The sequence below is a fragment of the Kocuria sp. HSID17590 genome (genome assembly GCF_003989485.1).
In the GTDB taxonomy this organism is placed as follows: domain Bacteria; phylum Actinomycetota; class Actinomycetes; order Actinomycetales; family Micrococcaceae; genus Kocuria; species Kocuria salsicia.
This window is the reverse complement of record NZ_RBMB01000014.1, coordinates 21,561-46,488: the sequence shown is the minus strand read 5'-3', so window position 1 is coordinate 46,488 and position 24,928 is coordinate 21,561. Positions and strand designations below refer to the sequence as shown.

The window sequence follows — 24,928 nt, the reverse complement described above, 5'->3', positions numbered from 1 at the left end:
TCAGGCGGCCGCTCGCACCGTCGACCTCGCCAGCCGCAGTTCCGCGCGGGTGCGCAGGATGTGGCCGCTCTCCGGCAGCACGCGCCAGGTCCACCACAGCAGGGCGCGGGAGACCAGGTCCGCGTGGCACGTGGCCGCGGTGACCGCGGTGGGCTCCTGCGGATCCTGCACCGCCAGGGCCAGGGGAGCGGCCTCGAGCGTCTCCCACAGCCGCCGCAGCTCCTTGCGCAGCCCGCGGGGTGAGTGCTCGGTGACGGTGCAGCCGGTCTCCACCTGGGAGGCGAAGGGAGTGGGGTGGGCCTCGCAGCGCAGAACCGGCAGGCCGGCAGCGGCGTCCTCGAAGACGCCCACGGTCTCGATCCACCGGTCCCCTTCGTGGCCGACCACGCACTGGTGGTGTCCGGAACCCACGCGCAGCTCCACCTCGGTGGTCTCGTCCACGTGCAGGCTCCGTCGGGCGGGGGCGTCGAGCGCCGGGAGGTCCGTGCGGTAGCCGAACTCCTCCGGGCGGCGCACGACGTGCCCGGGCGTGCGGGTGAGCCAGAGATGCTCCATGGTGTCTGTCTTCCTGTCGGCACCGCGGCGTGGCGCTGTGGCAGCCCATCGCCCTTGCTTTACACATGAAAATATCCCCGGGCAGGGGGACAAGCAAGCACCGCCGGGTCACCGTTGGGTGACGGTGGGGCGCCCCCGTGGTCGGCGCCGCGGGGTCTCGGCGCAGGTACGTCGAGCCCTCTCGCCACGGTCCGCTGGGTGCGCACTGGAGATGGGCGGAGCGCCGTCGCCGACCGACGCAGGGCGCAGACGCGGGGAGTCCCTCAGGGCAGCGGGCGGCCGCGCGCGGCGGTCCACAGCGCGTACCAGTCCTCGTGGTTCATCAGCTCGGCAGCCCGGGGCGCCTGCGCGCACGCCGCGATCCGCCGCGGGTTCAGCGTTCCCACCACGGGGCGGATGCCGTACGGGTGGCGCAGCAGCCACCCCACCACCACGGCCTCGGGGGAGAGGTCCATGCGTGCGGCGAGCTCGGCGACGAGCGCGCTCGTGCGTTCCCGGGGCGACGTCGCCGTCGTCCCGCCAGCGCTGCCGGTCGCGTCACGCGCGGCGTCACCGTCCGCCGTCGACGTCGCGGGCTCGGTCCCGGACGAGGCGTCCGCCCCGGAGGCCCCGCCGTCCTCCGACGTCGCGGACCCGGACGACGCCACGGGCCCCGACGACGGCGCCGGCGCACCGGAGTACGCCCCGCCAGCCAGGGCGCCCCACGCCTGGAGCTCGATCTCGTCCGCGACGCACTGCGCGAGCAGCCCCTGGGGGAAGGAGACCGCCGCGCCGTCCGGGTGGTTGGCGAGCACCTGGGACTCCACGAAGTCCCGGTGCTCCAGGCTCATCTGGATCTGCACGGCGGTCAGCGGCACGCACATCAGCTGCTGCAGAGCGGCGACGTGGTGGGAGGTCATGTTGGAGAGCCCCACCGAGCCGATCAGCCCCTCCCGGTGCAGCTCGTCCAGGGCGCGGGCGGTCTCGCCCAGCGGGGTGAGGGGGTCCGGGCGGTGCAGGAACAGCCGCTCCACGCGGTCCACGCCCAGCCGCCGAAGGGACCCCTCCAGGGAGGAGCGGATCGAGTCCCGGTCCAGCCGGTAGTGGGCGGGGGAGCCCGCCGGGCCGGTGTTCCCGGGAAGCTTGATCCCGCACTTCGTCTGGATCCGCACCGAGCGGCGCAGGGACTCGTCCTCCGCGAGGATCCGCCCGAACACGGTCTCGGAGTCCCCGCCCACGTAGATGTCCGCGTGGTCGAACAGGGTGATCCCGGCGCGGTGGGCGGCGTGGACGGCGTCGCGGGCGACGTCGTACTGGGCCGCGGGAATCTCCGTCTGACCCCACGAACCACCCAGGTTCATGCAGCCGTAGACCAGCGGGGAGCTCACGCGCGGCCCCCCTGCTGCTCGGCGGCGCGCCGCAGCCGGGCGGCCTCCGCGAAGGCCGCCGCGGACTCGTCCAGCTTGCCGGTGCTCTCGTAGAGGGAGCCGAGCTCGGTGAAGCAGTCGGAGCGGTCCCGGCAGGTCTCCGGGTCCTCCTGGTAGAAGTCCACGGCCCGGTTGTAGGCGGTGACGGCCTGGGCGGGGCGGCGGGTCGCGCGGTAGACGCGGGCCAGGTTGACGTAGCAGTCCGCCTGGTCCCGCGGGTCGTGGGGCGCGTCCAGGTACTGGCCGAGGGCGTCCAGGAGATGGTCCTCCGCGGCGCGCAGGTCCCCGGTCTCCACGAGCAGTGAGCCCAGAATCAGGTGGGCGCGCGCCTTGTGCTTGCCGCTGTCCTCCAGCCCGGCGAAGTGCTCCAGTGCCTTGCCGTACTCCACGACCGCCCTGCTGGTCTGCTCCGTGACCACGTAGACGTGGCCCAGGTTGTAGTGGCACGCGGCGAGCTCCCGCTCGGTGCCCTCACCCTCGCGGAACAGCTCGATGGCCTGGCGGTACGCCGTCTCCGCGAGGGCGTGGTCACCGCGGTCCTCCGCGTCCAGGGCTCGTGTGAAGTATCCGTTGCCGTCGTCCGAGTAACTCATCCCAGCATCCTCCCGTGGCCCGTCAGGGTCTAAGAATGCTACATGCGCGGGGCCCGCAGGAACCCTGCTGATAATCTCGGTCGTACACTCTCTCTGGCCCTCTGGAGGACACGATGGCAGCACAGAACACCACGCCGGGACAGACCCCGCATTGGCCGCACCACTCGGACGCCACGGAGCGCGACGCCGCCTCGGTGGTCCGCCACGAGGAGCGGCTCGTGATCCACCGCGAGCAGGAGCAGACGGGCCGCGCCCGGCTGCGCAAGTACGTGGTGAGCGAGCCCGTGCGCCAGGAGGTCACCGTGGCCACCGAGGAGCCGGACGTGGTGCGCACCGCCGTCACGGCCGAGGAGCGCCAGGCGTTCCTGGACGGACGGGAGCTGGCGGTCGGGGAGGACGAGGTCATCCTCTACCGCACCGAGCCCGTGGTGCAGACCGTGCGGGTGCCCTACCAGCGGGTGCGGCTCGTCGCCCGGCGCGTGGAGCACACGGAGGTCGTGGAGGACACTCTGCGCAAGGAGCGCGTGGACATTGAGACGCAGGAGGACCCGCGCGTCTGAGGGCGGGTCGCCGGTTCGGGGGCGGTGCCGGTGCTTGAGGCGGCGTCGCTGCACGGCCTGACGATGCATTACGTCGGTACGGCACGACGACGCCGCCGGGCCTGTCTGCGCACGGGGGTAGGTTGGGCGGGTGACTGAAACGACCCTGACACTGATCCGCCACGGCCAGACCGACTGGAACCTGCAGGGGCGGCTGCAGGGCCGTTCCGACATCCCCCTCAACGAGACCGGCCGGGAGCAGGCGCGCGAGGTCGGCCGTGAACTCGCCGCCTCCGGACGGCACTGGGACGTGCTCGTCTCGTCCCCGCTGGCACGGGCACGGGAGACCGCGCAGCTGATCGGCGAGCAGCTCGGGCTGACGCTGTCCGGCACGTACGAGGACCTCGTGGAGCGTGCCTTCGGGGACGCCGAGGGCTACGACTGCACGGGCATGTCCGATGACGAGCGCCACGCCTTCATGGAGCACCACGGCGAGACCGCCGAGGACGTGATCCGGCGTGGCATCGCGGTGCTGCAGCAGATCATCCGGGACCACCCGGGCAAGAACGTGATGGTGGTGGCGCATGGGACGATCATCCGTCTCACGGTGGACCGGATCCGCGGCACCCAGCTGCACAGCCTGGCTAACGGTGAGGTCCTGGACGTCACCTCCGCCGAGGTGGCCGCGGCCAGCGCCGAGGAGTCCCGCGGCTGAACCATCGCACCGCGGTGATTCCCGGTGGAGCATGCCCACGGGAACCACGAAGAAGTCGACCACGGCGCGCTTGAAGCCCAGGCCGTAGAACGCCATGACGGGCAGCCATATGGCGGCGATCTTGCCGATGGCGACCAGGAGAATGCGGCGGCCCACAGCGGATCAGGGCACGCGACCGCGCATTGCGGCCAGGGGCGTCAGGGCGAAACCGCCGGTGAGCAGCCCCATGACCATGAGGATCACGATGGTGATCCCGGCCGGGAACAGCACGAGAGCTGCGGAGGGTTCGGTGGCCTTGGCCATGCCGGAGGCGACGGCCGCCGTCACCACCTCCGCGGGTGTCTCGTTGCTCATGGGTGCTCAGCTCTCTCGCGGCCACGGGCACGGCTGGTGCGCGGTGGAACCGGTGTGCCGGGGATCCGCAAGAGGGGAAGGCGCAAATCGGCGCCCGGAAGAGTGTAGGTCTCTGCAATGCAGGTGCCCGCCGGACCCGCTTCCTGGCCCGCGTGCTCCCGGGGCCCTAGGGTTAGGGGCGTATGCGGCAGTGTGGCCGTGAGCGAGACGGACGGACGGGGCCCGGCAGCGGTCCCGTGTGCGCCGTCCGTGGTGCCCGACCGGGCGTCACGTGCCACGCCGTGGAGTTACCACCAACTCGACGAGTCAAAAGGCGTGATGCAGCAGTGACCCCTCCTCCAGACACCACACAGGTCATCCCCACAGTGTGGACGCGACCGCAGTGGAGAGGCGCGCAGTCGTGGATCAACGAGTACTACCGCTCCGTGCCGGACGCGGACGTGGCGGGCGCGGACGTGCAGGTGCTCACCGAGCGAGCGGAGACCCACCGCGAGGTGGGGCGGGTCCGTGGTTCGGACCGCCTGTGCATCCAGGTCCGGGAGGACCACGGCCAGACGGTGCTGTACATGGTCACCACGGACATGCCGTTCCTGGTCTCCACGCTGACCACGGAGATCGCGGCGAACTGGGGCGGCGCGGAGCTCGTGCTGCACCCCTTGCTGCTGGCCTCGCGGGACGCCGCCTCGCACGAGCTCACCGCACTGGAGCGCGTGCCCAACATCTCCGCAGTCTCCTCCGGCGACACCACGGCCATCCCGTTGACCCGGGACCTGGTGGGGGAAGCCGCGGCGGGCGGGGACACCCAGATTGCCGTGGAGTCCTGGATCCGCATGGAGCTGCACCGCTCGCTGGACGAGTCCGCGCGTGGAGAGCTGCAGCGCCACATCGAGAAGCTCGTGGCGGACGTGACTCGGGTGTCCGAGGACCAGGTGGCCATGCTGCAAGAGGCCGGGGTGATTGCGGCGTCGCTGGACCCCCTCGAGGAGCTCACTTTCCCGGACGGCTCGCAGCTGCCGGACGTCCAGGCCGCCAAGGACTTCCTCGAGTGGCTGCGGGACGGCAATTTCGTCTTCATGGGCATCAAGCGCTACGACCTCGAGTCGGACGGCGACGACGCCGTGCTGCACTCCCGCCCGGACACCGGCCTCGGCCTGCTGCGCGAGCGCGGCCAGGAGGGCCACGCCCAGCGGCTCACGGGCCTGGGCAGCCTCCACGCGCGGGACCACCAGGTGGTCTTCGTGACCAAGGCGAACCGGCGTTCCTCGATCCACCGCCGGGAGTACCTGGACTACATCGGGGTGCGCACGTTCGGCCAGGACGGTGAGGTGAACGGCGAGTACCTGATCCTGGGGCTGTTCTCCCGCCACGCGTACTCGGTGCCCGCCCAGCTCACGCCGCTGGTGAAGGAGAAGGTGGAGCGGGTGGTCCGGGACTTCGGCTTCCTGCCGGACTCGCACTCCGCCCGCGACCTCATGGGCATCATCGAGGACTACCCGCGGGACGAGCTCTTCCACATGTCCGCGGAGGAGCTCTACGAGACCGCCAGCGGGGTGCTCGGGCTCAACGAGCGCCGCCAGACCCGGCTGTTCCTGCGCCAGGACACCTTCGGGCGCTTCATGTCCGCGGTGGTCTACCTGCCCCGTGACCGGTACAACACGTCCGTACGCCAGCGCATCGAGGCCCAGCTCTTCGAGGCCTTCGACGCCGAGGCCATCGACTTCGAGGTGCGCCTGACGTCCTCCTCTCTGGCCCGCGTGTTCTTCCGGATCCGCCTGCCCTACACGGGCGAGGTGCGCGAGTTCGACCACGAGGAGCTCGAGTCCCGGCTGCGCGCGGCGGTGCGCTCCTGGCCGGAGTCCCTGGACCGGGCCATCGGCCTGGAGTTCGACGCCGAGCACGCGCTGTCCCTGAGCCCGGTGTGGGCGGAGGCGTTCCCCGGCTCGTACCGCGAGGACTACGAGATCGAGGAGGCCATCCAGGACCTGCGGCGCTGCGAGGAGCTGTGGGGCCGTGACAGTGACCTGCCCGCTGAGGTCCGGGTGGCCGAGACCGGCGGCCAGGTGCGGCTGAACATCTACCTCACGCAGGCGCTGTCCCTGACGGAGCTGCTGCCCCTGCTGCACAACCTGGGCCTGCGCGTGCTGGGCCAGCGCCCCTACACGGTGACCCCGGCGGACGGGCGCGAGTTCCAGCTCTACGACTTCGGCGTGGAGCTGCCCGCGGGCGTGGACCCGGCGGGCCCCGAGGACGCCAAGACCGAGGACCTGATCGAGGACACCCTGTGCGCGGTGCTCTCCGGGCGCTCCGAGTCGGACAGCCTGGACCGCCTGGTGCTCACCGAGCGCATGGGCTGGCGCTCCGTGGCGGTGCTGCGCGCGTACGTGCGCTACCTGCTGCAGCTCGGCTACTCCAACTCCTTCGAGTACATCGCGGACACCCTCGTGGCCTACACGGAGGCCACCGCGGAGATCTCCGAGCTGTTCTCGGCGAGCTTCGACCCGCAGCGCTTCGGGGACGACGACGCCGCCCGCGAGGCCGCGCGGGACGCGGCACTCGAGCGCCTGGGCGCCGTGCTGGACGACGTCCCGAGCCTGGACGCGGACCGCCTGTTCCGCGCGCTCGCGGACGTGGTCTCCGCGACCCTGCGCACGAACGTGTTCCAGCAGCGGCCCACCATGGCGTTCAAGCTGGACCCCGGGGCCATCCCGGCCGCACCCCAGCCCCGCCCGGCCTACGAGATCTGGGTCTGGTCCCCGCGCGTGGAGGGCACGCACCTGCGCTTCGGCCAGGTGGCCCGCGGCGGGCTGCGCTGGTCCGACCGCCGCGAGGACTTCCGCACGGAGGTGCTCGGGCTCGTGAAGGCGCAGATGGTCAAGAACGCCGTCATCGTGCCCACGGGTGCCAAGGGCGGCTTCTTCCCCAAGCAGCTGCCGGACCCGCAGGCGGACCGCGAGGCGTGGCTGACGGAGGGCCGGGAGGCGTACAAGCTGTTCATCGCCTCGCTGCTGGACCTCACGGACGACATCGAGCGGGACACCGAGGTGGACGACGCCACGGACTCTGATGCCGGGGACACCGTGGTGCACCCCGAGGGCGTGGTGCGCCGCGACGGGGACGACTCCTACCTGGTGGTTGCCGCGGACAAGGGCACCGCCGCGTTCTCGGACACCGCCAACGCGATCTCCCTGGAGCGCGGCTTCTGGCTCGGGGACGCGTTCGCCTCCGGCGGCTCGGTGGGCTACGACCACAAGGCCATGGGCATCACCGCCCGCGGTGCGTGGGAGTCCGTGAAGCGCCACTTCTTCGAGCTCGGCGTGGACACCCAGTCCGAGGCGTTCACCGTGGTGGGCGTGGGAGACATGTCCGGTGACGTGTTCGGCAACGGCATGCTGCTCTCCGAGCACATCCACCTGATCGCCGCGTTCGACCACCGGGACGTCTTCCTGGACCCCACCCCGGACGCCGCGGCGTCGTACAAGGAGCGGGAGCGGCTGTTCACCGCGGGGCGGACCTCGTGGCAGGACTTCGACCGCAGCGTGATCTCCGAGGGCGGCGGGGTGTACTCGCGCCAGGACAAGTCGATCCCCATCACCCCGCAGGTGCGCGAGGCGCTGGGCATCGAGGACGGCGTGGACTCCCTGAGCCCGCAGGAGCTGGTGCGCCGCGTGCTGCTGGCCCCGGCTGACCTGCTCTACAACGGTGGCATCGGCACCTACGTGAAGGCCTCCTCGGAGACCAACCAGGAGGTCGGGGACAAGGCCAACGACGCCATCCGCGTCAACGGCGAGGACCTGCGCGTGAAGGTCGTGGGCGAGGGCGGCAACCTGGGGCTCACCCAGCTGGGCCGCATCGAGGCCGCGCTGAACGGGGTGCTGGTCAACACGGACGCGATCGACAACTCCGGCGGCGTGGAGTCCTCCGACCGCGAGGTGAACATCAAGATCCTCGTGGACGGCATGGTCCAGGCCGGGCTGCTCTCCCCGGAGGAGCGCGCCGAGTTCATCGAGTCCATGACGGACGAGGTGGCCGAGCTCGTGCTGCGCACCAACGTGGCGCAGAACGTGCTGCTGACCACCGAGCGCGCCCGCGGCGTCGAGTTCACCGAGACGTTCATCCGGCTCATGCACTGGCTCGAGGAGACCGCGGACCTCAACCGGGAGCTGGAGTTCCTGCCCTCGGACGAGCAGCTGCGGGACCGCGCCACGCAGAACGAGCCCCTCACGGGCCCGGAGCTCTCCGTGCTGACGGCGTACTCGAAGATCCAGCTCACCAAGGCGCTCGTGGACAGCGACCTCGCGGAGGACCCGTGGTTCCACGGCACGCTCTCGCAGTACTTCCCGGCGCAGATCCGGGAGCGCTTCGGGGACGAGCTGGAGACCCACCCGCTGCGCAAGGAGATCATCTCCACGGTCGTGGCCAACCAGATCGTCAACTACGGCGGCATCGCCTTCGCGTACCGCGTGGTGGACGACTCCGGCGCGGACCTCGCGGACATGGCGCGCGCCTTCGTGGCGGCCATGGAGATCTTCGAGCTGCGGGACTACGCGAACCAGCACGCCCACCTGGGCGCGGACGTGCCGCTGGAGCTGTGGAACCGGATGTCCCTGAGGATGCGCCGGCTGCTGGACCGCGTGGTCCGGTGGTTCCTGCACCGTCAGATCGCGGACTCGGACATCCAGGAGCTCGTGAACACCTACCGGCCCGTGGTGCGCATGCGCTTCGGGACCGAGCAGCTGATGAGCACCGAGTCCCAGGAGCGCACCCGCGCCGAGGCCGAGCTGGCCGAGCGGCAGGGCGTGCCCCGGGACCTCGCCGTGGAGTGGGCCGAGCTGCTCGACGCCTACGCCCTGCTCGACGTCGCCCGGCTCGCGGAGTCCCAGGGCCTCACCGGCCCCGAGGGCGAGGTGGGCACGGGACCCGACGGCGCGGCGTCGTCGTCCCGGGAGGCCCTCGCCGCCACGAACGAGGACGGTGTGAGCGTGCAGATGGTCGCGCGCGTGTACTTCACGCTCTACGACCGCTACGGGCTCGAGAACCTGCTCAACCGCATCAGCGCGCTGCCGCAGACCACGCGGTGGGAGAACATGGCGCGGATCGCGATGCGCGAGGACCTCTACGCGACCCTCGTCTCGATCGCCGCGCAGGTGCTCGAGACGCCGGGCGCGGACGCCTCCGAGAAGGTCCGTGCGTGGGAGCAGGAGAACGCGGACCGGCTCGAGCGGCTGCGCGAGGTGCTCGACGAGATCGAGTCCATGTCCGACACCGACGACTTCGGCTCCGAGCTCGCGGCACTGTCCGTGGCGCTGCGGACCCTGCGCGGTGCGCTGACGGACTGATCGCGGCGGCGTGACCCGGCGGGCGCCGACGTCGCGGGGTGAGGCCGCAGGGTGACGCTGCGGGGCGCGTTCCGGTGGAAGCCCGGGTGGTGGTTCGACGAGCCGCCGCCCGGGCTTCGCCACGTCCATGCGGTAGCGTGACGGGTATCACACCGGGTGGCCGCTCGGGCCGCCCTCGGCGTTGGGAGAGAACATGAACCAGAGGATCCTCAAGGGACTCGCACCGCTCGCCGTGGCGGGTGCGCTCGTGCTCACCGGGTGCAGTCAGGGTGGCGACGCCGACGACGCGGCTTCGGGCACGGCGTCCGCCTCGTCGTCTGCCGCCTCCGGGGCGGCGAGCGGACAGGCATCGGCAGGGGCTTCGGACGGGGCATCGGGCGGCGCTTCCGACGGTGCCTCGGCGGGGGCGTCCAACGGGGCGTCGGATGGCCCCTCTGACGGGGCCTCGGGCGCGGCGGGCGACGGCGCAGCCGGCGGGGCGACCTCCGACGGCTCCGGCCAGGCAGGCGGAGCCGCGGGCAGCGGTTCGCAGGACGGTTCGAGTGCCTCCGGTGACGGATCCGGTCAGGGCGGTTCCGCCGCGGGCGGGGCTGCTGGCGGTGCCGCGGGGTCCGACGGATCGGGCGGGGCTTCGGACGGTTCGGCAGCCGGCGGTGCGAACGGTTCGGGCGGCGGCGCGGCCGGTGGTTCCGGCGCGGGCGGCTCCGGTGCAGCCAACGGTGCGGGAGGCTCCGGCTTCGCGCCCGTCGACAACGGCACCGGGACGATCGGTGCGGGGCAGTACACCGTGCAGCCCGGGGACACCCTCGGCTCCATCGCGCAGCGCTCGGGCGTGACCGTGGCGCAGCTGTACCAGGCGAACCGGGACCGGATCTCGCTGCACACCATCCGCGCGGGACAGGTCATCACCATCCCGCAGGTGTGATCGCCTGAGAGGACTCAGCGGCCCCGCGGCGTCTGCACCGAGTGGTGCGACGCCGCGGGGCCGTGTGCCGCGCCGTCGCTCAGCCCGCCACGCGGATGAGGCCCTTCGCGCCACGTTCCGCTTCCGCGAAGGAGTGGTTCACGAACGTGTAGGTGCCCGCCTCGGGGAAGCTCAGCTCCACAAACCCGCCCTGCGCCGAGGCGAGGTCCAGGGCCTGGGCGCCGCCCGTTCCACCGGGGTTGTTCGTGGCGGACGGGGTGAGCTGGTAGGCGCCCTCCTTGTAGACGGTGTCGAACTGCCCGCCCACCACGTGGAAGCTCAGCCCCATGGACGGTCCGGCCGCGAGCACCCAGATCCGCACGCGCTCGTCCGGGCGGGCGGTCAACGGCGCGTGCATGTACTGGGTGGCGTGGCCGTTGAACATCGTGAACGTGGGCTGCCCGGTCTTGATCTTCTCCGGGTCGACGACGGCGCCCGCGCCCTCCGGCACGTCCGGCTGGTTCTCGTCCGGGGCGGAGAGGTAGGTCTCGTTCTGCACGAGCAGGTACTCGCGGTCCACGGCCGGCAGGTCCGGCGGGTCGATGACCACCGCACCGAACATGCCCGCGGCGACATGCGTGCTCATGGGCATGGACGAGCAGTGGTAGAGCCAGATCCCGGAGCGCTGGGCCTTGAAGCGGTAGACCAGCGACTCGCCCGGGGCGATCGTGCGCATGGGCTCGTCCGGGGAGACGTCCCCGGCGTGGAAGTCCACCGAGTGGCCCATGGATCCGTGGTTCTCCAGGGTGACCTCGAACGTGTCACCCACCTTTCCCCGCAGCGTGGGTCCCATGTACTGGCCGTTGTAGGTCCACGCGTCCATCGTGACGCCGGGCGCCACCTCGCGGGCCACCTCCTGGACGTCCAGCGTCACGCGGTGCACGGTCTCCTCGGAAGCCGGTTCCAGCACCGGGGAGCGGGTGGTGAAACCCTTCCCCGGGGCGGCATTCAGGTCTGCCGACTGCGCGGGATCCGCCTCCGAACCGGCAGCGGTGCCCGAGCCTGCCGCGCCGCCCGCAGCCGACGAGTGGTCGTGCGTTCCGTCGCCGGACACCGCCTGGCCGTTCTCGTCCACGGGGACCACGTTCACGGTCATGCCCATGGAGCGGTGCCCGATCACCGAGCACCACCCGTCCAGGGGATCGGTCACGACTCCCACGTCCACCGTGGCGGTGGCTCCGGGATCGAGCCGTCCGGAGGTCGCGCCGTTGGCGAAGACGAGGTCGTGCACCATCGAGGGGTCCTCGTTGACCAGGGTGATGACCAGCCGGTTGCCCCGGGGCACACGGATCTCGGAGGGGTCGAAACGCATGTCCTCGCGGGCATGCATCGTCACCTCGGTGGTCTCCCCGGTGCCCTCCGCGGCGGATCCCCCGCCGCCCGAGAGCGAGAAGCCCGCGGACTGGGGAGCGATGGCGATCCCCGCCGCCACCGCGAGCACCACCGTGAGCACCCCGGCCAGCAGCTGCGTGAGTGGGGAGACCCCGCCCGCCGACGACGACGCGGCGCTCTGTCGTCTCGCGGAGCCGTCACCCTCCCGCTGGGTGGAGGCGCCCCGGGACGAGCCCCCACCGTGCCCCGCGGGAACCGACGACGCCACGCCCTGCCCCATCGTCGAGCCCTCGACGTCCCCTCGGGTGGTGACGGTCCGGGACGAGCTCCCGCCGTGCCCCGCGTTCGCTGGCACCGCCTCGCCCGAGGAGCTGGGCGTCGGCACCGACCCGGCCTGCCCGGGACGGGACGGTGAGGCAGCCGCGTGCGGTGCGGCGTCGTCGTCGGAGGAGGAGGCCCGAGCGGCGCGTTCGGCGACCATGCGGCGTCGTGCGGCCACCGAGACCTTGGCGGAGGAGATCATCAGGGGGATGAAGGCCGCGAGCACCACCGCGCCCACAATGGAGACCAGCGCGCGGACCCACGAGGGCAGGACGCCCGCGGGCAGAGCGAACAGGGCGATGCAGAGGTTGGCGACCGTGGCGCGGTAGACGCCCGCCCGGTTCATCGCCGCCAGCGAGGCGCGCACGGTGGCGGGTCCGCCGCCCATGGTGGACGGCAGGATGTAGCTCATGGCCCCGAACAGCGTCTGCACCAGGAACCCGGCCACGAACGGGACGGTCAGGGTCTGCGCGACCGAGGTCTCCAGGCCGCGGGTCGCCACGAGCCAGGCCGCGAGGGCGGAGGTGACGACGAGCCACGCGACGCCCGAGGCCAGGGACCAGCCCATGTATCCCTCGGGGCGGCGTCGTCGGGCGGTGCGCAGCATGAGGACGCCGACCAGCGCGGCGCCCACGGTGTAGAGCGCGAGCCCGGCGGCGGTCAGCACGGGGTGGCCGGTCAGCGCGAAGAGGGCGCTGAGCAGGCTGCCCGCGGCCATCAGGGGCAGGGCGATCCGGGAGAGCCGTACGGCGTCGTCGCGCATGCGGGTGCGCAGGATGGTGGGCCACAGCGTGAGGAGCGTGGCGGAGACCGTGAGGCCCACGAAGCCCAGGACGTTGACGGCCTGGTGGGCCAGCAGCAGCCGCGCGTGCCACTCGGCGGGGAGGTCACGGGCCAGGATCGCGCCGAAGATCGCACCCACGGGGAGGAAGAAGGATGCCGTGGCGTACCACCGCACCGTGATCCCGAAGCGCGCGGGCAGGGCCTCGCGCAGCTGACGCAGCAGGGCGAGACCGTGCCATGTGAGCATCGCCCCGATCACCGTGGCTGCCACGACCGTCAGCCACCACCAGCCGCCCAGCATGCCCGCGATCAGCAGCACCGTGCCCGCCGTGACCCCGTAGATGCGCACGATCTGCCGCGGGCGGTCCGTGTCCGGGAGCTTGTGGTGCAGCAGCGCCTCGGTGAAGTGCTGGGACCACACCATGATGGACGTGGTGATCAGCCCCAGCGTGACCATGTGGACCATGAGCCAGCGGGTCTCGGGGATCCACCGGTGCACCCCGATCACCACCACCAGCGCCACCAGCCACCACCGCACCGGCTTTCCCGCGGTGCGGTGCCAGGACCTCCCGCGACGGGGCTTCGCGGCGGTGGGGCGCTCAGTGGCTGCGGGGGAGGGCACGGTGCATCCGATCCTTAAGTGGCTTCTTCCATGCCATTTTAGGCCGGGGTGCGGCGCCGGGGCGGTGACGGCGGCGACGACGTCGTTGGGCGGAAAGGGACCAGCCCCGTCGTCGGCCCCGGCTGGTGTGTGCCGACGGTGCTGTCGGGCAGAGTGGCCGGGACTCACCGGGGCGGGCCCGTACGATGACTGCGTGACCGCAGAGATCATCGCCACCGTGGTGGCCGTCCTCCTGATCGTCGTGGGCTGCGTGGGAATCGTGGTCCCGGTGCTGCCCGGCTCCCTCACGGCCCTGGTGGGGCTGCTCATCTGGGCGTTCGTGGTGCGTGCCCCGGAGGGGTGGGTGGTGCTCGCACTGGGCGGCACCCTGCTCGTGGCGGGGATGTCCGCGAGCCTCGTGATGACGGGCAGCACCCTGAAACGCCGGGCCATTCCCAACCGCACGCTGCTCTTCGGGGTGGTCGGTGCGGTGGTCGGCATGTTCGTGATCCCCGTGGTGGGGCTGCTCATCGGCTTCGTGGTGGGTCTGCTGCTCTCGGAGACCGTGCGGAACAGGAACCTGACCACCGCGCTGGAGACCTCGTGGATCGCCGCGAAGGCCATGGGGCTGGGCATGCTGGTGGAGCTCTCCTGCGCGCTGCTGGCCTCGCTCACGTTCATCGTCGGGGCGATCATATTCTTCGCCACGCACGCGTAGCCCGGCGCTCCCTGCCTTGTCGCTGCGCCACCGTCCCGCGCATTTTTAGTGCAGCTTTTGACGTTTCGCGGGCCCCAGACGTCAAGAGCTGCACTTTTGATGGAGTGGGCGGCGGTGGGTGGCGCTCTTTCGACGGAGTGGGCAGTGACGTGCGCTTCCGTGATGGTGCGAGCCCCTCGGTAGGGTGGCCCGCATGACTGCAACCTCATCCGTCATCCGTTCCGTGGCCGTGTTCACCGGAGCGAAGGATGGCGCCTCGCCCGAGTACGCGCAGCTGGCCCGGACCCTCGGAGCCACGCTCGCCCACGCCGGAGTCACCGTGGTCTACGGCGGCGGCAAGGTGGGGCTCATGGGTGCCGTGGCGGACGGTGCTCTCGACGCGGGCGGCCGCGTGGTGGGCGTGATGCCCGAGCACCTGGTCTCCGGGGAGATCGCGCACCCGGGCCTGAGCGAGCTGGAGGTGGTGCGTACCATGCACGAGCGCAAGCAGCGCATGGCGGACCTGGCGGACGCGTTCATCGCCCTGCCCGGCGGCGGAGGGACCCTGGACGAGTTCTTCGAGGCGTGGACCTGGCAGCAGCTCGGCGTACATGCGAAGCCGGTGGGCCTGTGCGGGCGCCGGTTCTGGCAGCCGCTGCTGGACATGCTCGACCACATGGTCACCGAGGGCTTCGTGCGCCCCGAGGACCGGGAGATGCTGGTGGTCGCCGACGGCCCCGACGACGTCCTGCCCCGCTTGAGCGGGTGGCAGCCGCCCGCCCCGAAGTGGCGCTGAGCAACCACCCCGGGCACCCCCACCCCCGAGAACCACCCCTGCAAAAACTCAGCAAGTGCCGTCCGGGGAGCCCGAAATGGCACCTGCTGAGTTTTTGCAGCGGCTGCGGCGGCAGGGCGAGGCGACGACGTCGCCGCGCCGGTCACACCCGCCAGGGCAGCGGGATGACCTCCATGTCCTGGCCGGCGTGCATGCCGTCCTCCGGGACTACCAGGAGGACATCCGCGTGGGCGAGTCCAGAGAGCATCGCCGGGCCCACCGCGGGCTCGGGGATGACCCGCCCGTCCTGCAGGTAGGCGGGGATCACGCGGGTGCTGCCGGTGGGTCCGAGCGCCGCACCGGCGGTGACGCGCCGGGTGGCGGGCAGGGCGTCCCCGGTGGCGCCGCAGATCAGGGCGTGGCCCACGGTGAGCAGACCCGTCATCGCGGACAGCGGTGAACCGGGCAGGGCGAGCACCACGGGCCCGTCGTCGGGCAGCTTGGCGAGGATCACGCCGTGCGCGGGCTCCTGGGCCACACCGTCGAGGACGAGGTGTGCGCCCAGCTCCTCGAGCGCCTGGCGGACGTGGTCGTCCTCGCCGTGGCCGGTGCCGCCCGTGGTGACCACGATCTCCGCGCGGGCGTCCAGGAGCGAGTTCGCTCCCATGGGGGACTCCGTCAGCGCGTTGACCGTGCCCTGCGCGCCGTCGGCCACGCGACGGACCTGGTCCACGTTCGCCCCCAGCTCGTGCAGCACGGCGGGCAGCTGCAGGCCGAGGGAGTCGCGCACCTCGCCCGGGCCGGGGATGCCGTCCTCCACCACGTTGGCGAAGCCGAGCAGCACGGTGACGCGCGGGCGGCGTCGTACCGGGAGCATGTCGTGCCCGGCGCTCGCGGCGAGTCCCAGGTGCACGGGGTTGAGCTTGCGCCCGGCGCGCAGCAGCAGGTCCCCCTGCTCGATCTCCTCGCCCACGGCGCGCACGTCCTGGTTCTTCACCAGGGGAGCGGCGGGGGTGGCGTCCTCGAGGGTGTCTCCCTCCTCCGCCTTGCGGCCGTGCTCGGTGCCGGCCGGCACCTCCACGGAGGGGTCCGCGGGGACCACGTGCCCCCGGTGGGCCTCCAGCAGCGCGGTGGTGCCGAAGGGGACGGCGTCGCCGGTGTTCACGTGGGTGGCCTCGCCCGCCGCGATCTCCACCACGGGCAGCATCCGCTTCTCCGGGGGCAGGGTCAGCAGCAGGCGCTCGTCGGTCTCTGCGGGCTGCGGGGTGCGGATGCGCCACGGGCCGTCCCCGGCCACGGCCCAGCCGTCCGCGGCGGCGGAGGCGTAGTGCGGCACGGGCATCTCGGCGGTCACGGACTCGGCGAGGATCTCGTCCTGGCACTGCGCGAGCGGCAGCAGGATCTCGGGCAGCGTCTGGGGGAGCCCGTAGGCGATGCGCCGGGCCTCGTCCCACTGCGCCCAGTTCACGGTGGGGGCGGCGGTGTCCTGGTGGGCCCCGTGCTGCTCGTGCTCCTCGCGGGCGGCGGGGTCGTGCGGGTGCGGAAGGCCGGGCATCATGTCTCCTCAGCATGCTGATTCAGTGCAGATCGAGCCTGTGAACATCATCCCACGTGTCCACGTCCGCAGTGCTGTCCTCCGGCACCGGCGTCTCGGTCAGGTCCAGGTGCCGCCAGACGGAGCGCACTGGCGCGTCGGTCGTGGGCGCGGCGTCGAGCGCGCGGTCCAGGGCTTCCGTGCGCACCAGTACGGCCAGGTTCTCGCGGCGCCCCTCGGCGGAGACGGCGATCATTCCGTCCGAGGAGGACGTCGACGACGCCGCCCTGGCCGCCTCCGCGCACAGCGCCGGCAGTGCGCGGTCCACCGAGGGCATGTCGCACGCGAGCACCGCGGTCCAGGCGGCCCGTGCGGCCACGGGGGAGAGGCGGGCGGCTCCGGCCGCAATTGCCGCCGCCGGGCCGGAGAAGGGCGGGTCCTCGCGGGTGCGGAGCACGTCCTCGGGCAACGGCTGGTCCTCCGGCCCCACGACCACCACGGTGCCGAACGGGCGCACAGACTCGACGGTGTGCGCCAGCAGCGTGGAGCCCCGCAGCGGGAGTCCGGCCTTGGGCGTCCCGCCCAGCCGGGAGGAGCGGCCGCCGGCCACCACGATGCTGTCGAAGCGCGTGAGGATCTCGACGCCGGGGGCACTGTCTGCTGCTCCGTCGTCCCCTGTGCCGGCGTCAGCGGCGTCGTGCCAGGCCCGTTCTGACGCGGGGTCTGGCAGGGAACCGGGAACGGAACCGGAGCCGGGGGTGACCACGGCTCAGAGGGTGGACTCGGCGTCGTCGAGCTCGAGGTCCTCGTCCGCGGGGCGCGGCTTCTTGGGCAGGCCCGCGATCCGCAGGCCGCACTCGACGGCCAGCAGGACGAACGCGATGTAGTACAGGATCATCGTGGGGTACAGCGAGGGGATCCGCTGGCTCATGCCCACCAGGGAGAGCACCAGCAGGACCGCGGCGAGGATCGTCACCAGCATGTGGGCCGTGCCGAAGACCCCCGGGCGGCCCTTGCGCGCGAGGTAGGCGGCGCCCAGCGCGAAGAGGATGGGGAACAGCAGCTGCCCGGCGAGCGTGATGCCGTCCTGGACGTACGGGTAGACCCCCATGGCCTGGACGGCCGCGGTGACCACGAGCAGGAGGGGCGCGACGATCGACTTCATGACACACCAGTCTAGGGGCGGCGGCGGAGACGGCCCGACGGCGTCCGGGCGGACGGTTCGACGGCGCTGCGGGGCCGGGGCGCCGCGCCGTCGGAGCCGCCGGAACCCGCCCGGACCAGGCCGAACACCGTCGACGCAGGCCATTAGGTCACCTAACTGTGTGGTATTTCCGCAGGTCAGAGCGGAATTAGGCAAGACCGCCACGCCCGATTTAATCCGCATCCGCGATGCCAAAAGGGCTTAGCATTCGGGTATGGCTACCACCCAGACCCCGGCCGGGATCGACGGACCGGCATCCGACGCGCTCTTGAAAATGGGACGTTTCTTCTCCCGCTGGGACGAGACGCCGGACCGCCGCGCCGTCTTCCGCGAGGGCGGGCGTGCGGGCGACTCCTTCTACCGCAACCGGTGGAGCCACGACAAGGTGGTCCGCTCCACCCACGGTGTGAACTGCACGGGCTCGTGCTCGTGGAAGGTGTACGTCAAGGACGGCATCATCACGTGGGAGGCGCAGGAGACGGACTACCCCTCGGTAGGTCCGGACCGCCCGGAGTACGAGCCCCGGGGCTGCCCCCGCGGTGCGGCGTTCTCCTGGTACACCTACTCGCCCACCCGCGTGCGCTACCCGTACGTGCGCGGCGTGCTGCTGCAGATGTACCGCGAGGCGAAGGAGATCCACGGGGATCCCGTGAAGGCGTGGGAGTCGATCGTCAACGACCCCGTGAAGCGACGCGAGTTCCAGCAGGCCCGCGGCAAGGGCGGGCTGGTGCGCGCCTCGTGGCAGGAGGCCGTGGAGATGACGGCGGCCGCGCACGTGCACACGATCGCCGCGTACGGCCCGGACCGCTGCACCGGCTTCTCGCCGATCCCCGCGATGTCGATGGTCTCCCACGCCGCTGGCGCGCGGTTCATCAACCTCATCGGCGGGGTCATGAACAGCTTCTACGACTGGTACGCGGACCTGCCCGTGGCCTCCCCGCAGGTCTTCGGGGACCAGACGGACGTCCCCGAGTCCGGCGACTGGTGGGACGCCACCTACCTCATGATGTGGGGCTCGAACATCCCGGTGACCCGCACCCCGGACGCCCACTGGCTCGCGGAGGTCCGCTACCGCGGCACCAAGGTGGTCTCGGTGAGCCCGGACTACGCGGACAACACCAAGTTCGCGGACGAGTGGCTGCCCGCGCAGGCCGGCACGGACGCCGCGCTCGCGATGGCCATGGGCCACGTGATCCTCAAGGAGAACTTCGTGGACCGCCGGGTGCGGTTCTTCGAGGAGTACGTCCTGCAGTACACGGACCTCCCGTTCCTGGTCTCGCTGGACCGGCGTGCGGACGGCACGGTGGTTCCGGACAAGTTCGTGACGGCCGAGGACCTCGCGGCCGCGGGGGACGACGACGCCGCGGGGCAGGCCGATCCCGCGTTCAAGACCGTGCTGCTGGACCGGCACACCCACCGCCCCGTGGTGCCCAACGGCTCGATGGGCTTCCGCTACAACGAGCAGGACGAGGGCCGCTGGAACCTGGACCTCGGCGACACCCTGCCGGCGCTGTCCGTGGCGGACTCCGCGGGCTACGAGGGCGGGGTCAGCACCGTGGAGCTGCCCGCGTTCACGGATCCCACGGGGGTGGGCTCCGTGATCCACCGCGGCGTTCCCACCACCACGGTGGCCGGGCGCACGGTCACCACGGTCTTCGACATCATGCTCGCGCAGTACGGCGTGGGCCGGGACGGGCTTCCGGGCGAGTGGTCCGCGGGCCTCGACGACGCCGCCACGCCCTACACCCCCGCGTGGCAGGAGGAGGTCACGTCCGTTCCGGCGGAGGCCGTGATCCGCACCGCACGGGAGTTCGCCGCCAACGCGGAGAAGTCCCACGGCCGGTCCATGATCATCCTGGGCGCGGGCATCTGCCAGTGGTACCACGGTGACACCACCTACCGGGCGATCCTCGCGATGCTCATGCTGTGCGGCTGCCAGGGCCGCAACGGCGGCGGCTGGGCGCACTACGTGGGCCAGGAGAAGGCCCGCCCCATCACCGGCTGGGCTGCCATGGCCTCCGCGAACGACTGGGTCCGCCCGCCGCGGTTCATGATCGGCACCGCGTTCTGGTACATGCACACGGACCAGTGGCGCTCGGACGGCTACTCCTCGGACTCGCTGCAGTCCCCGCTGGCGGAGGGCCACCTGAAGAACATGCACACGGCGGACGTCGTGGCCCAGTCCACGCGTCTGGGGTGGATGCCGTTCTACCCGCAGTTCCACGAGAACTCGCTGGACGTCGCGGACGCGGCGATCGCCGGCGTGGAACGCGGCGAGGCGGCGTCGGAACCCGAGTGGATCGCGCAGAAGCTCAAGAGCGGGGAGCTGAACTTCGCCGTCGAGGACCCGGACGCCCCGGAGAACTGGCCGCGCACGCTCGTGCTGTGGCGCTCCAACCTGTTCGGCTCCTCCGCGAAGGGCGAGGAGTACTTCCTCAAGCACCTGCTGGGCACCCACCACAGCGTGCGCGGCGAGGACCACGCGCAGGCCAAGCCCCAGGACGTGCGCTGGCGGGAGGAGGCCCCCGAGGGGAAGCTGGACCTGCTGGTCTCCGCGGACTTCCGCATGACGTCCTCCACGCTGCTCAGCGACGTCGTCTTCCCCGCGGCCACGTGGTACGAGAAGTACGACCTCTCCTCCACGGACATGCACCCGTACGTGCACGCGTTCACCCCGGCGATCACCCCGCCGTGGGAGGCCAAGACGGACTGGAAGCTCTTCCAGCTGCTCTCGGACGAGGTCAGCCGGCTCTCGGTGGGCCACCTGGACACCCGCAGGGACGTGGTGGCCACCGCGCTGCAGCACGACACCCCCGGGGAGATCGCCCAGCCGGGCGGTCACGTGCCGGACTGGAAGGGCACGGACGTCTCCGCGGTGCCGGGCAAGAACCTGCCGCCCATGAAGATCGTGGAGCGGGACTACACCGCGATCGGGGACAAGTTCGTGGCGCTCGGCCCGCTCGCGGACAAGCTCGGGCTGACCACCAAGAACGTGACGTTCGACGTCTCCGCCACGGTGGACCGCCTGGGCCGTCAGCACGGTGTCTTCGACTCCGGTGCGGCGGAGGGCCGGCCCGCCCTGGACTCGGACGCGCGCATGGCCGAGGCGATCCTGAGCCTGTCCGGCACGACCAACGGTGCACTGGCCACGCAGGGCTTCGAGACCCTCGAGAAGCGGGTGGGCAAGCCCCTGGCGGACCTCGCCCGCGGCTCCGAGGAGAAGGTCATCACCTTCAAGGAGACCCAGCAGGCGCCGGTGCCCGTGATCACCTCCCCGGAGTGGTCCGGCTCCGAGACCGGTGGGCGCCGGTACGCGCCGTTCACCGTGAACATCGAACGCCTCAAGCCGTTCCACACCCTGACCGGGCGGATGCACTTCTTCCTGGACCACGACTGGCTCAAGGACATGGGGGAGATGCTCCCCGTCTACCGCCCGCCGCTGGACATGCACCGGCTCTTCGGCGAGCCGCAGCTCGGTGACAAGGGGGAGCTGTCCATCGCCGTGCGGTACCTGACCCCGCACAACAAGTGGTCCATCCACTCCGAGTACCAGGACAACCTGTTCATGCTCTCGCTCTCGCGCGGTGGCACCACGGTGTGGATGGCGCCGCAGGACGCCCAGGCCATCGAGGTCTCGGACAACGAGTGGGTGGAGTGCGTGAACACCAACGGCGTGTTCGTGGGACGGGCCGTGGTCTCCCACCGCATGCCGGCCGGCGTCGTCTACGTCCACCACGCCCAGGAGCGCACGATCGACGTCCCCAAGTCCGAGACCACGGGAAAGCGCGGCGGCATCCACAACTCCGTGACGCGCATCCTCGTGAAACCCACCCACATGATCGGTGGCTACGCCCACCTGTCCTGGGCCTTCAACTACATGGGGCCCACCGGAAACCAGCGGGACATCGTCTCCGTGGTCCGCAAACGTTCCCAGGAGGTTCAGTACTGATGCGTGTGATGTCGCAAGTCGCCATGGTGATGACCCTGGACAAGTGCATCGGCTGCCACACGTGCTCCGTCACGTGCAAGCAGGCGTGGACCAACCGGGCGGGCACCGAGTACGTGTGGTTCAACAACGTGGAGACCCGCCCCGGGCAGGGCTACCCGCGCCGCTACGAGGACCAGGACCGCTGGAAGGGCGGCTGGGAGCTCAACAAACGGGGCAACCTCAAGCTCAAGTCCGGCGGGCGGCTGAAGAAGCTCGCCCAGCTCTTCGCGTCCCCGGTGCAGCCGGAGCTGAAGGACTACTACGAGCCGTGGACGTACGACTACGAGAACCTGGTCAACGCTCCGGCCAGCGACGACTTCCCGGTGGCGCGGCCCAAGTCCCTGATCACGGGCAAGGACACCAAGATCGAGTGGTCCGCGAACTGGGACGACGACCTCGGCGGAGCCACCGAGATGGGTCACCTGGACCCCGTGGTGGAGAAGCTGCGCAAGGACGCGAACGACCGCATCAAGTTCGAGTTCGAGCAGACGTTCATGTTCTACCTGCCGCGGCTGTGCGAGCACTGCCTCAACCCGTCCTGCATGGCCTCGTGCCCCTCCGGTGCCATCTACAAGCGCACCGAGGACGGGATCGTGCTGGTGGACCAGGACCGCTGCCGCGGCTGGCGCCAGTGCATCACCGGCTGCCCGTACAAGAAGATCTACTACAACCACAAGTCCGGCAAGGCCGAGAAGTGCACGTTCTGCTACCCCCGCATCGAGGTGGGCATCCCCACGGTGTGCGCGGAGACGTGCGTGGGCCGCATGCGCTACATCGGCATCTTTCTGTACGACGCGGACAAGGTCACCCAGGCGGCCGCGACCCCGAACGAGCAGGACCTGTACGAGGCGCAGCTGGACCTGATGCTGGACCCGAACGATCCCGAGGTGGTCGAGGCGGCCCGGCGTGACGGAATCCCCGAGGACTGGCTGGACGCCGCCCGCAAGTCCCCGGTGTACGCGCTCGCCAAGACCCTGCGGGTGGCGCTGCCGCTGCACCCGGAGTACCGCACCATGCCCATGGTCTGGTACGTGCCGCCGCTCTCGCCCATCGTGGACCTCCTCAAGGAGCAGGGCCACGACGGCGAGGACCCGGAGAACCTCTTCGGGGCCATCGAGTCCCTGCGGATCCCGGTGGAGTACCTCGCGGAGCTGTTCACCGCGGGGGACACCGAGCTGATCACGGACGTGCTGCGCAAGCTCGCGGCCATGCGGGCGTACATGCGGGACATCACGCTCGGTGACGAGCCGGACGAGAGCATCGCGGAGGCGGTGGGCATGACCGGTGCGCAGATCAAGCAGATGTACCGGCTGATGGCGATCGCCAAGTACGACGAGCGCTATGTGATCCCCGCCGCCCACGTGGAGGACGCCCACAACCTGGAGGAGATCGGCTGCTCCCTGGACGTGGACGGCGGACCCGGGATGGGCCAGACCGGCGTGTTCGGGGAGGCCTCCGGGCGCCCCGCCCCCGTGGCGGTGGAGAACTTCGCGGCGCTCAAGGCGCGCCAGCGCGGGGAGGACCCCACGGGCAACGACCAGCTGGCCGGGCGCGTGAACCTGCTGAACTGGGACGGCAACGGCACGCCCTCCGGACTGTTCCCCGCCCGGATCGGGCAGGGATCGCAGGCCGAGGAGGACGCGGCGAGCCTCGCGGCGACGTCGTCGAACCCCGGCTCCCGCCCGGACCAGGGGACCGCCGGCGCGGACGGGGGCCGGTGATGGGCCTGCTCGCGAACCTGCTGGGCAAGCCCGGCAAGGGGACCGTGGAGGTCCCCGGCTACCGTGACCGCACGCCGCAGCGCTCCGCGGTGGTACGCCAGTGCGCCGGACTGCTGCTGAGCTACCCGAGCCCGGAGCTCGTGGCGCAGCTGCCGCTGCTGGAGAGCGCGCTCGAGGAAGTGGGCGTGGACCCGCAGCGGATCGCGCCGCTGACCGAGTGGCTGCGCGGGCCGGACCTGCGGGAGATCCAGGGCGAGTACGTCCAGGAGTTCGACCTCTCCCGCCGCCACAGCCTGCACCTGACGTACTGGACGGACGGGGACACCCGACGCCGCGGCGAGGCGCTGTCCGCGTTCAAGCAGGTCTACCGCTCCCACGGCTGCGAGTTCGGGGACGAGGAGCTGCCGGACCACCTGCCCGTGGTGCTCGAGTTCGCCGCGCGCGTCTCCGCGGAGGACGGCTTCGAGCTGCTGCAGCGCTACCGACCGTCCCTGGAGCTGCTGCGCCTGGCGCTGGTCCGGGACGAGCTTCCCCAGGCCTGCGCGGTGGAGCTCGTGTGCTCCACCCTGCCCGGGCCCTCGCCCGAGGACGAGTCCGCCGTGGCCCGGATGGCCGGCTACGGCCCGCCCACCGAGGAAGTGGGCCTGGACGCCTACGACCCCCGCCTGCTGCCCATGACCGGAGGAAACCCGTGAACGTGATCGACATCCTGCTCTGGGGAGTCCTGCCGTACGTGGTCATGCTGACCCTGGTGGGCGGGCTGATCTGGCGCTACAAGTACGACCAGTTCGGGTGGACCACCCGCTCCTCGCAGCTCTACGAGTCCCGTCTGCTGCGCATCGCGTCCCCGCTGTTCCACTTCGGCATCCTGGCGGTGCTGGCGGGTCACATCATGGGCCTGGTGATCCCCAAGTCCTGGACCGAGGCCGTGGGCATGTCCGAGCACGCGTACCACTTCCTGGCGCTGTCCATCGGCTCGGTGGCCGGTGTGGGCACCCTGGTGGGCCTGGTGCTGCTGATCGTGCGCCGCCGCCTGACCGGGCCGGTGTTCATGGCCACCACGAACAACGACAAGTTCATGTACGTGATGCTCGTGGGCGCCCTGCTGGCAGGGCTCGCCACCACGGTGCTCTCCGTGTTCGACCCCTCCACCGTGGACTACCGCGAGACGGTCTCCCCGTGGTTCCGCTCGCTGTGGATCCTGCAGCCGGACGTGGGCGCCATGGCCGCCGCGTCCACGAGCTTCCACGTGCACGTGCTGTGGGGCATGGCGCTGTTCGCCGTGTGGCCCTTCACCCGCCTGGTGCACGCGTTCACCGCGCCCCTGCACTACCTCTTCCGCCCGTACATCGTCTACCGCTCCCGGGGGGACTCGCCCCGCGCGGGCTCGGTGAACTACCGGCGCGGCTGGGAGCCCATCGGCACCCAGGACCGCGCGAGCACACGACGCCGCACGCGCCCTCCGCGCGAGCACTCCGGTTCCACGCGCGCCAAGTAGCACCACGCCCCA

18 protein-coding genes are annotated in these 24,928 nt (G+C 71.3%); 10 read left to right on the top strand and 8 right to left on the bottom strand.

What is annotated here, in order from left to right; all coding sequences use genetic code 11:
- The 3 genes from D8M39_RS06620 to D8M39_RS06610 form a co-directional block, all read right to left on the bottom strand.
- On the bottom strand, positions 1 to 555 hold the full coding sequence (locus tag D8M39_RS06620; protein ID WP_126874676.1) for a DUF2617 family protein: 555 nt from the start codon (positions 553 to 555) through the stop codon (positions 1 to 3).
- A gap of 263 nt (positions 556 to 818) precedes the next feature.
- On the bottom strand, positions 819 to 1,922 hold the full coding sequence (locus tag D8M39_RS06615; RefSeq protein ID WP_126874675.1) for an aldo/keto reductase family oxidoreductase: 1,104 nt from the start codon (positions 1,920 to 1,922) through the stop codon (positions 819 to 821).
- A complete protein-coding gene (locus D8M39_RS06610; protein ID WP_126874674.1) occupies positions 1,919 to 2,554 on the bottom strand; it encodes a tetratricopeptide repeat protein in 636 nt (211 codons plus the stop codon). Before D8M39_RS06610 ends, D8M39_RS06615 begins: the two co-directional genes overlap by 4 nt.
- 113 nt (positions 2,555 to 2,667) lie before the next feature.
- Between D8M39_RS06610 and D8M39_RS06605 the strand changes: the two genes are divergently transcribed.
- Positions 2,668 to 3,114 (top strand): YsnF/AvaK domain-containing protein, encoded by a 447-nt coding sequence (locus tag D8M39_RS06605; RefSeq protein ID WP_055084073.1) that lies wholly within the window; start codon positions 2,668 to 2,670, stop codon positions 3,112 to 3,114.
- 130 nt (positions 3,115 to 3,244) lie between these two features.
- Positions 3,245 to 3,808 carry a histidine phosphatase family protein gene (locus tag D8M39_RS06600; protein WP_055084075.1) on the top strand — a complete coding sequence of 188 codons (564 nt, stop codon included), beginning with the start codon at positions 3,245 to 3,247 and terminating at the stop codon, positions 3,806 to 3,808.
- A 162-nt stretch (positions 3,809 to 3,970) separates the two neighbouring features.
- Here D8M39_RS06600 and D8M39_RS12750 read toward each other — a convergent pair whose 3' ends face one another.
- Positions 3,971 to 4,162, bottom strand: coding sequence for a hypothetical protein (locus D8M39_RS12750; RefSeq protein ID WP_055084077.1), 192 nt, complete (start codon positions 4,160 to 4,162; stop codon positions 3,971 to 3,973).
- A 326-nt stretch (positions 4,163 to 4,488) separates the two neighbouring features.
- Between D8M39_RS12750 and D8M39_RS06590 the strand changes: the two genes are divergently transcribed.
- Both D8M39_RS06590 and D8M39_RS06585 read left to right on the top strand, forming a co-directional pair.
- On the top strand, positions 4,489 to 9,498 hold the full coding sequence (locus tag D8M39_RS06590; RefSeq protein WP_126874673.1) for an NAD-glutamate dehydrogenase: 5,010 nt from the start codon (positions 4,489 to 4,491) through the stop codon (positions 9,496 to 9,498).
- A gap of 193 nt (positions 9,499 to 9,691) precedes the next feature.
- A complete protein-coding gene (locus D8M39_RS06585) occupies positions 9,692 to 10,423 on the top strand; it encodes a LysM domain-containing protein (RefSeq protein WP_094393451.1) in 732 nt (243 codons plus the stop codon).
- Between the two features lie 79 nt (positions 10,424 to 10,502).
- Here the strand turns inward: D8M39_RS06585 and D8M39_RS06580 are convergent, their stop codons facing one another.
- Complete coding sequence (locus D8M39_RS06580; RefSeq protein ID WP_238693988.1) at positions 10,503 to 13,520, bottom strand: multicopper oxidase domain-containing protein; 3,018 nt, start codon at positions 13,518 to 13,520, stop codon at positions 10,503 to 10,505.
- Between the two features lie 193 nt (positions 13,521 to 13,713).
- On the opposite strand from D8M39_RS06580, the gene D8M39_RS06575 reads away from it, so the two are divergent.
- Positions 13,714 to 14,217, top strand: a complete 504-nt coding sequence (locus D8M39_RS06575) for a DUF456 domain-containing protein (RefSeq protein ID WP_055084085.1) — start codon at positions 13,714 to 13,716, stop codon at positions 14,215 to 14,217.
- Between the two features lie 193 nt (positions 14,218 to 14,410).
- A complete protein-coding gene (locus D8M39_RS06570) occupies positions 14,411 to 14,992 on the top strand; it encodes a TIGR00730 family Rossman fold protein (protein WP_126874671.1) in 582 nt (193 codons plus the stop codon).
- A 142-nt stretch (positions 14,993 to 15,134) separates the two neighbouring features.
- Here D8M39_RS06570 and D8M39_RS06565 read toward each other — a convergent pair whose 3' ends face one another.
- Genes D8M39_RS06565 through D8M39_RS06555 form a run of 3 tightly spaced genes read right to left on the bottom strand, consistent with a single transcriptional unit; the run spans position 15,135 to position 17,670 of the window.
- Positions 15,135 to 16,529: a molybdopterin molybdotransferase MoeA gene (locus tag D8M39_RS06565; protein ID WP_238693987.1), complete on the bottom strand. Its 1,395-nt coding sequence runs from the start codon at positions 16,527 to 16,529 to the stop codon at positions 15,135 to 15,137.
- A gap of 19 nt (positions 16,530 to 16,548) precedes the next feature.
- The gene (locus D8M39_RS06560) at positions 16,549 to 17,271 is read right to left on the bottom strand and encodes a molybdenum cofactor guanylyltransferase (RefSeq protein WP_238693986.1); all 723 of its coding nucleotides are present in this window, start codon (positions 17,269 to 17,271) and stop codon (positions 16,549 to 16,551) included.
- 3 nt (positions 17,272 to 17,274) lie between these two features.
- On the bottom strand, positions 17,275 to 17,670 hold the full coding sequence (locus tag D8M39_RS06555) for a hypothetical protein (protein ID WP_126874670.1): 396 nt from the start codon (positions 17,668 to 17,670) through the stop codon (positions 17,275 to 17,277).
- A gap of 253 nt (positions 17,671 to 17,923) precedes the next feature.
- Here D8M39_RS06555 and D8M39_RS06550 point away from each other — a divergent pair, with 253 nt between their 5' ends.
- The 4 genes from D8M39_RS06550 to narI are packed head-to-tail and all read left to right on the top strand — an operon-like array spanning position 17,924 to position 24,916.
- Entirely contained in the window at positions 17,924 to 21,658 is a 3,735-nt protein-coding gene (locus D8M39_RS06550) for a nitrate reductase subunit alpha (RefSeq protein ID WP_126874669.1), read from the top strand.
- Positions 21,658 to 23,418: a nitrate reductase subunit beta gene (gene narH, locus D8M39_RS06545; protein ID WP_094393457.1), complete on the top strand. Its 1,761-nt coding sequence runs from the start codon at positions 21,658 to 21,660 to the stop codon at positions 23,416 to 23,418. Before D8M39_RS06550 ends, narH begins: the two co-directional genes overlap by 1 nt.
- Positions 23,418 to 24,113 carry a nitrate reductase molybdenum cofactor assembly chaperone gene (gene narJ, locus D8M39_RS06540; protein WP_094393458.1) on the top strand — a complete coding sequence of 232 codons (696 nt, stop codon included), beginning with the start codon at positions 23,418 to 23,420 and terminating at the stop codon, positions 24,111 to 24,113. Before narH ends, narJ begins: the two co-directional genes overlap by 1 nt.
- Positions 24,110 to 24,916 carry a respiratory nitrate reductase subunit gamma gene (narI, locus tag D8M39_RS06535; RefSeq protein WP_126874668.1) on the top strand — a complete coding sequence of 269 codons (807 nt, stop codon included), beginning with the start codon at positions 24,110 to 24,112 and terminating at the stop codon, positions 24,914 to 24,916. Before narJ ends, narI begins: the two co-directional genes overlap by 4 nt.
- Positions 24,917 to 24,928 lie beyond the last annotated feature (12 nt).

Excerpts from the sequence above, each read along its gene's own strand:
- D8M39_RS06620 (WP_126874676.1), bottom strand. The coding sequence starts at position 555 with ATGGAGCATCTCTGGCTCACCCGCACGCCCGGGCACGTCGTGCGCCGC.
- D8M39_RS06610 (WP_126874674.1), bottom strand. The coding sequence starts at position 2,554 with ATGAGTTACTCGGACGACGGCAACGGATACTTCACACGAGCCCTGGAC.
- D8M39_RS06605 (WP_055084073.1), top strand. The coding sequence starts at position 2,668 with ATGGCAGCACAGAACACCACGCCGGGACAGACCCCGCATTGGCCGCAC.
- D8M39_RS12750 (WP_055084077.1), bottom strand. The coding sequence starts at position 4,162 with ATGAGCAACGAGACACCCGCGGAGGTGGTGACGGCGGCCGTCGCCTCC.
- D8M39_RS06585 (WP_094393451.1), top strand. The coding sequence starts at position 9,692 with ATGAACCAGAGGATCCTCAAGGGACTCGCACCGCTCGCCGTGGCGGGT.
- D8M39_RS06570 (WP_126874671.1), top strand. The coding sequence starts at position 14,411 with ATGACTGCAACCTCATCCGTCATCCGTTCCGTGGCCGTGTTCACCGGA.
- D8M39_RS06565 (WP_238693987.1), bottom strand. The coding sequence starts at position 16,529 with ATGATGCCCGGCCTTCCGCACCCGCACGACCCCGCCGCCCGCGAGGAG.
- D8M39_RS06555 (WP_126874670.1), bottom strand. The coding sequence starts at position 17,670 with ATGAAGTCGATCGTCGCGCCCCTCCTGCTCGTGGTCACCGCGGCCGTC.
- D8M39_RS06550 (WP_126874669.1), top strand. The coding sequence starts at position 17,924 with ATGGCTACCACCCAGACCCCGGCCGGGATCGACGGACCGGCATCCGAC.
- narH (WP_094393457.1), top strand. The coding sequence starts at position 21,658 with ATGCGTGTGATGTCGCAAGTCGCCATGGTGATGACCCTGGACAAGTGC.
- narJ (WP_094393458.1), top strand. The coding sequence starts at position 23,418 with ATGGGCCTGCTCGCGAACCTGCTGGGCAAGCCCGGCAAGGGGACCGTG.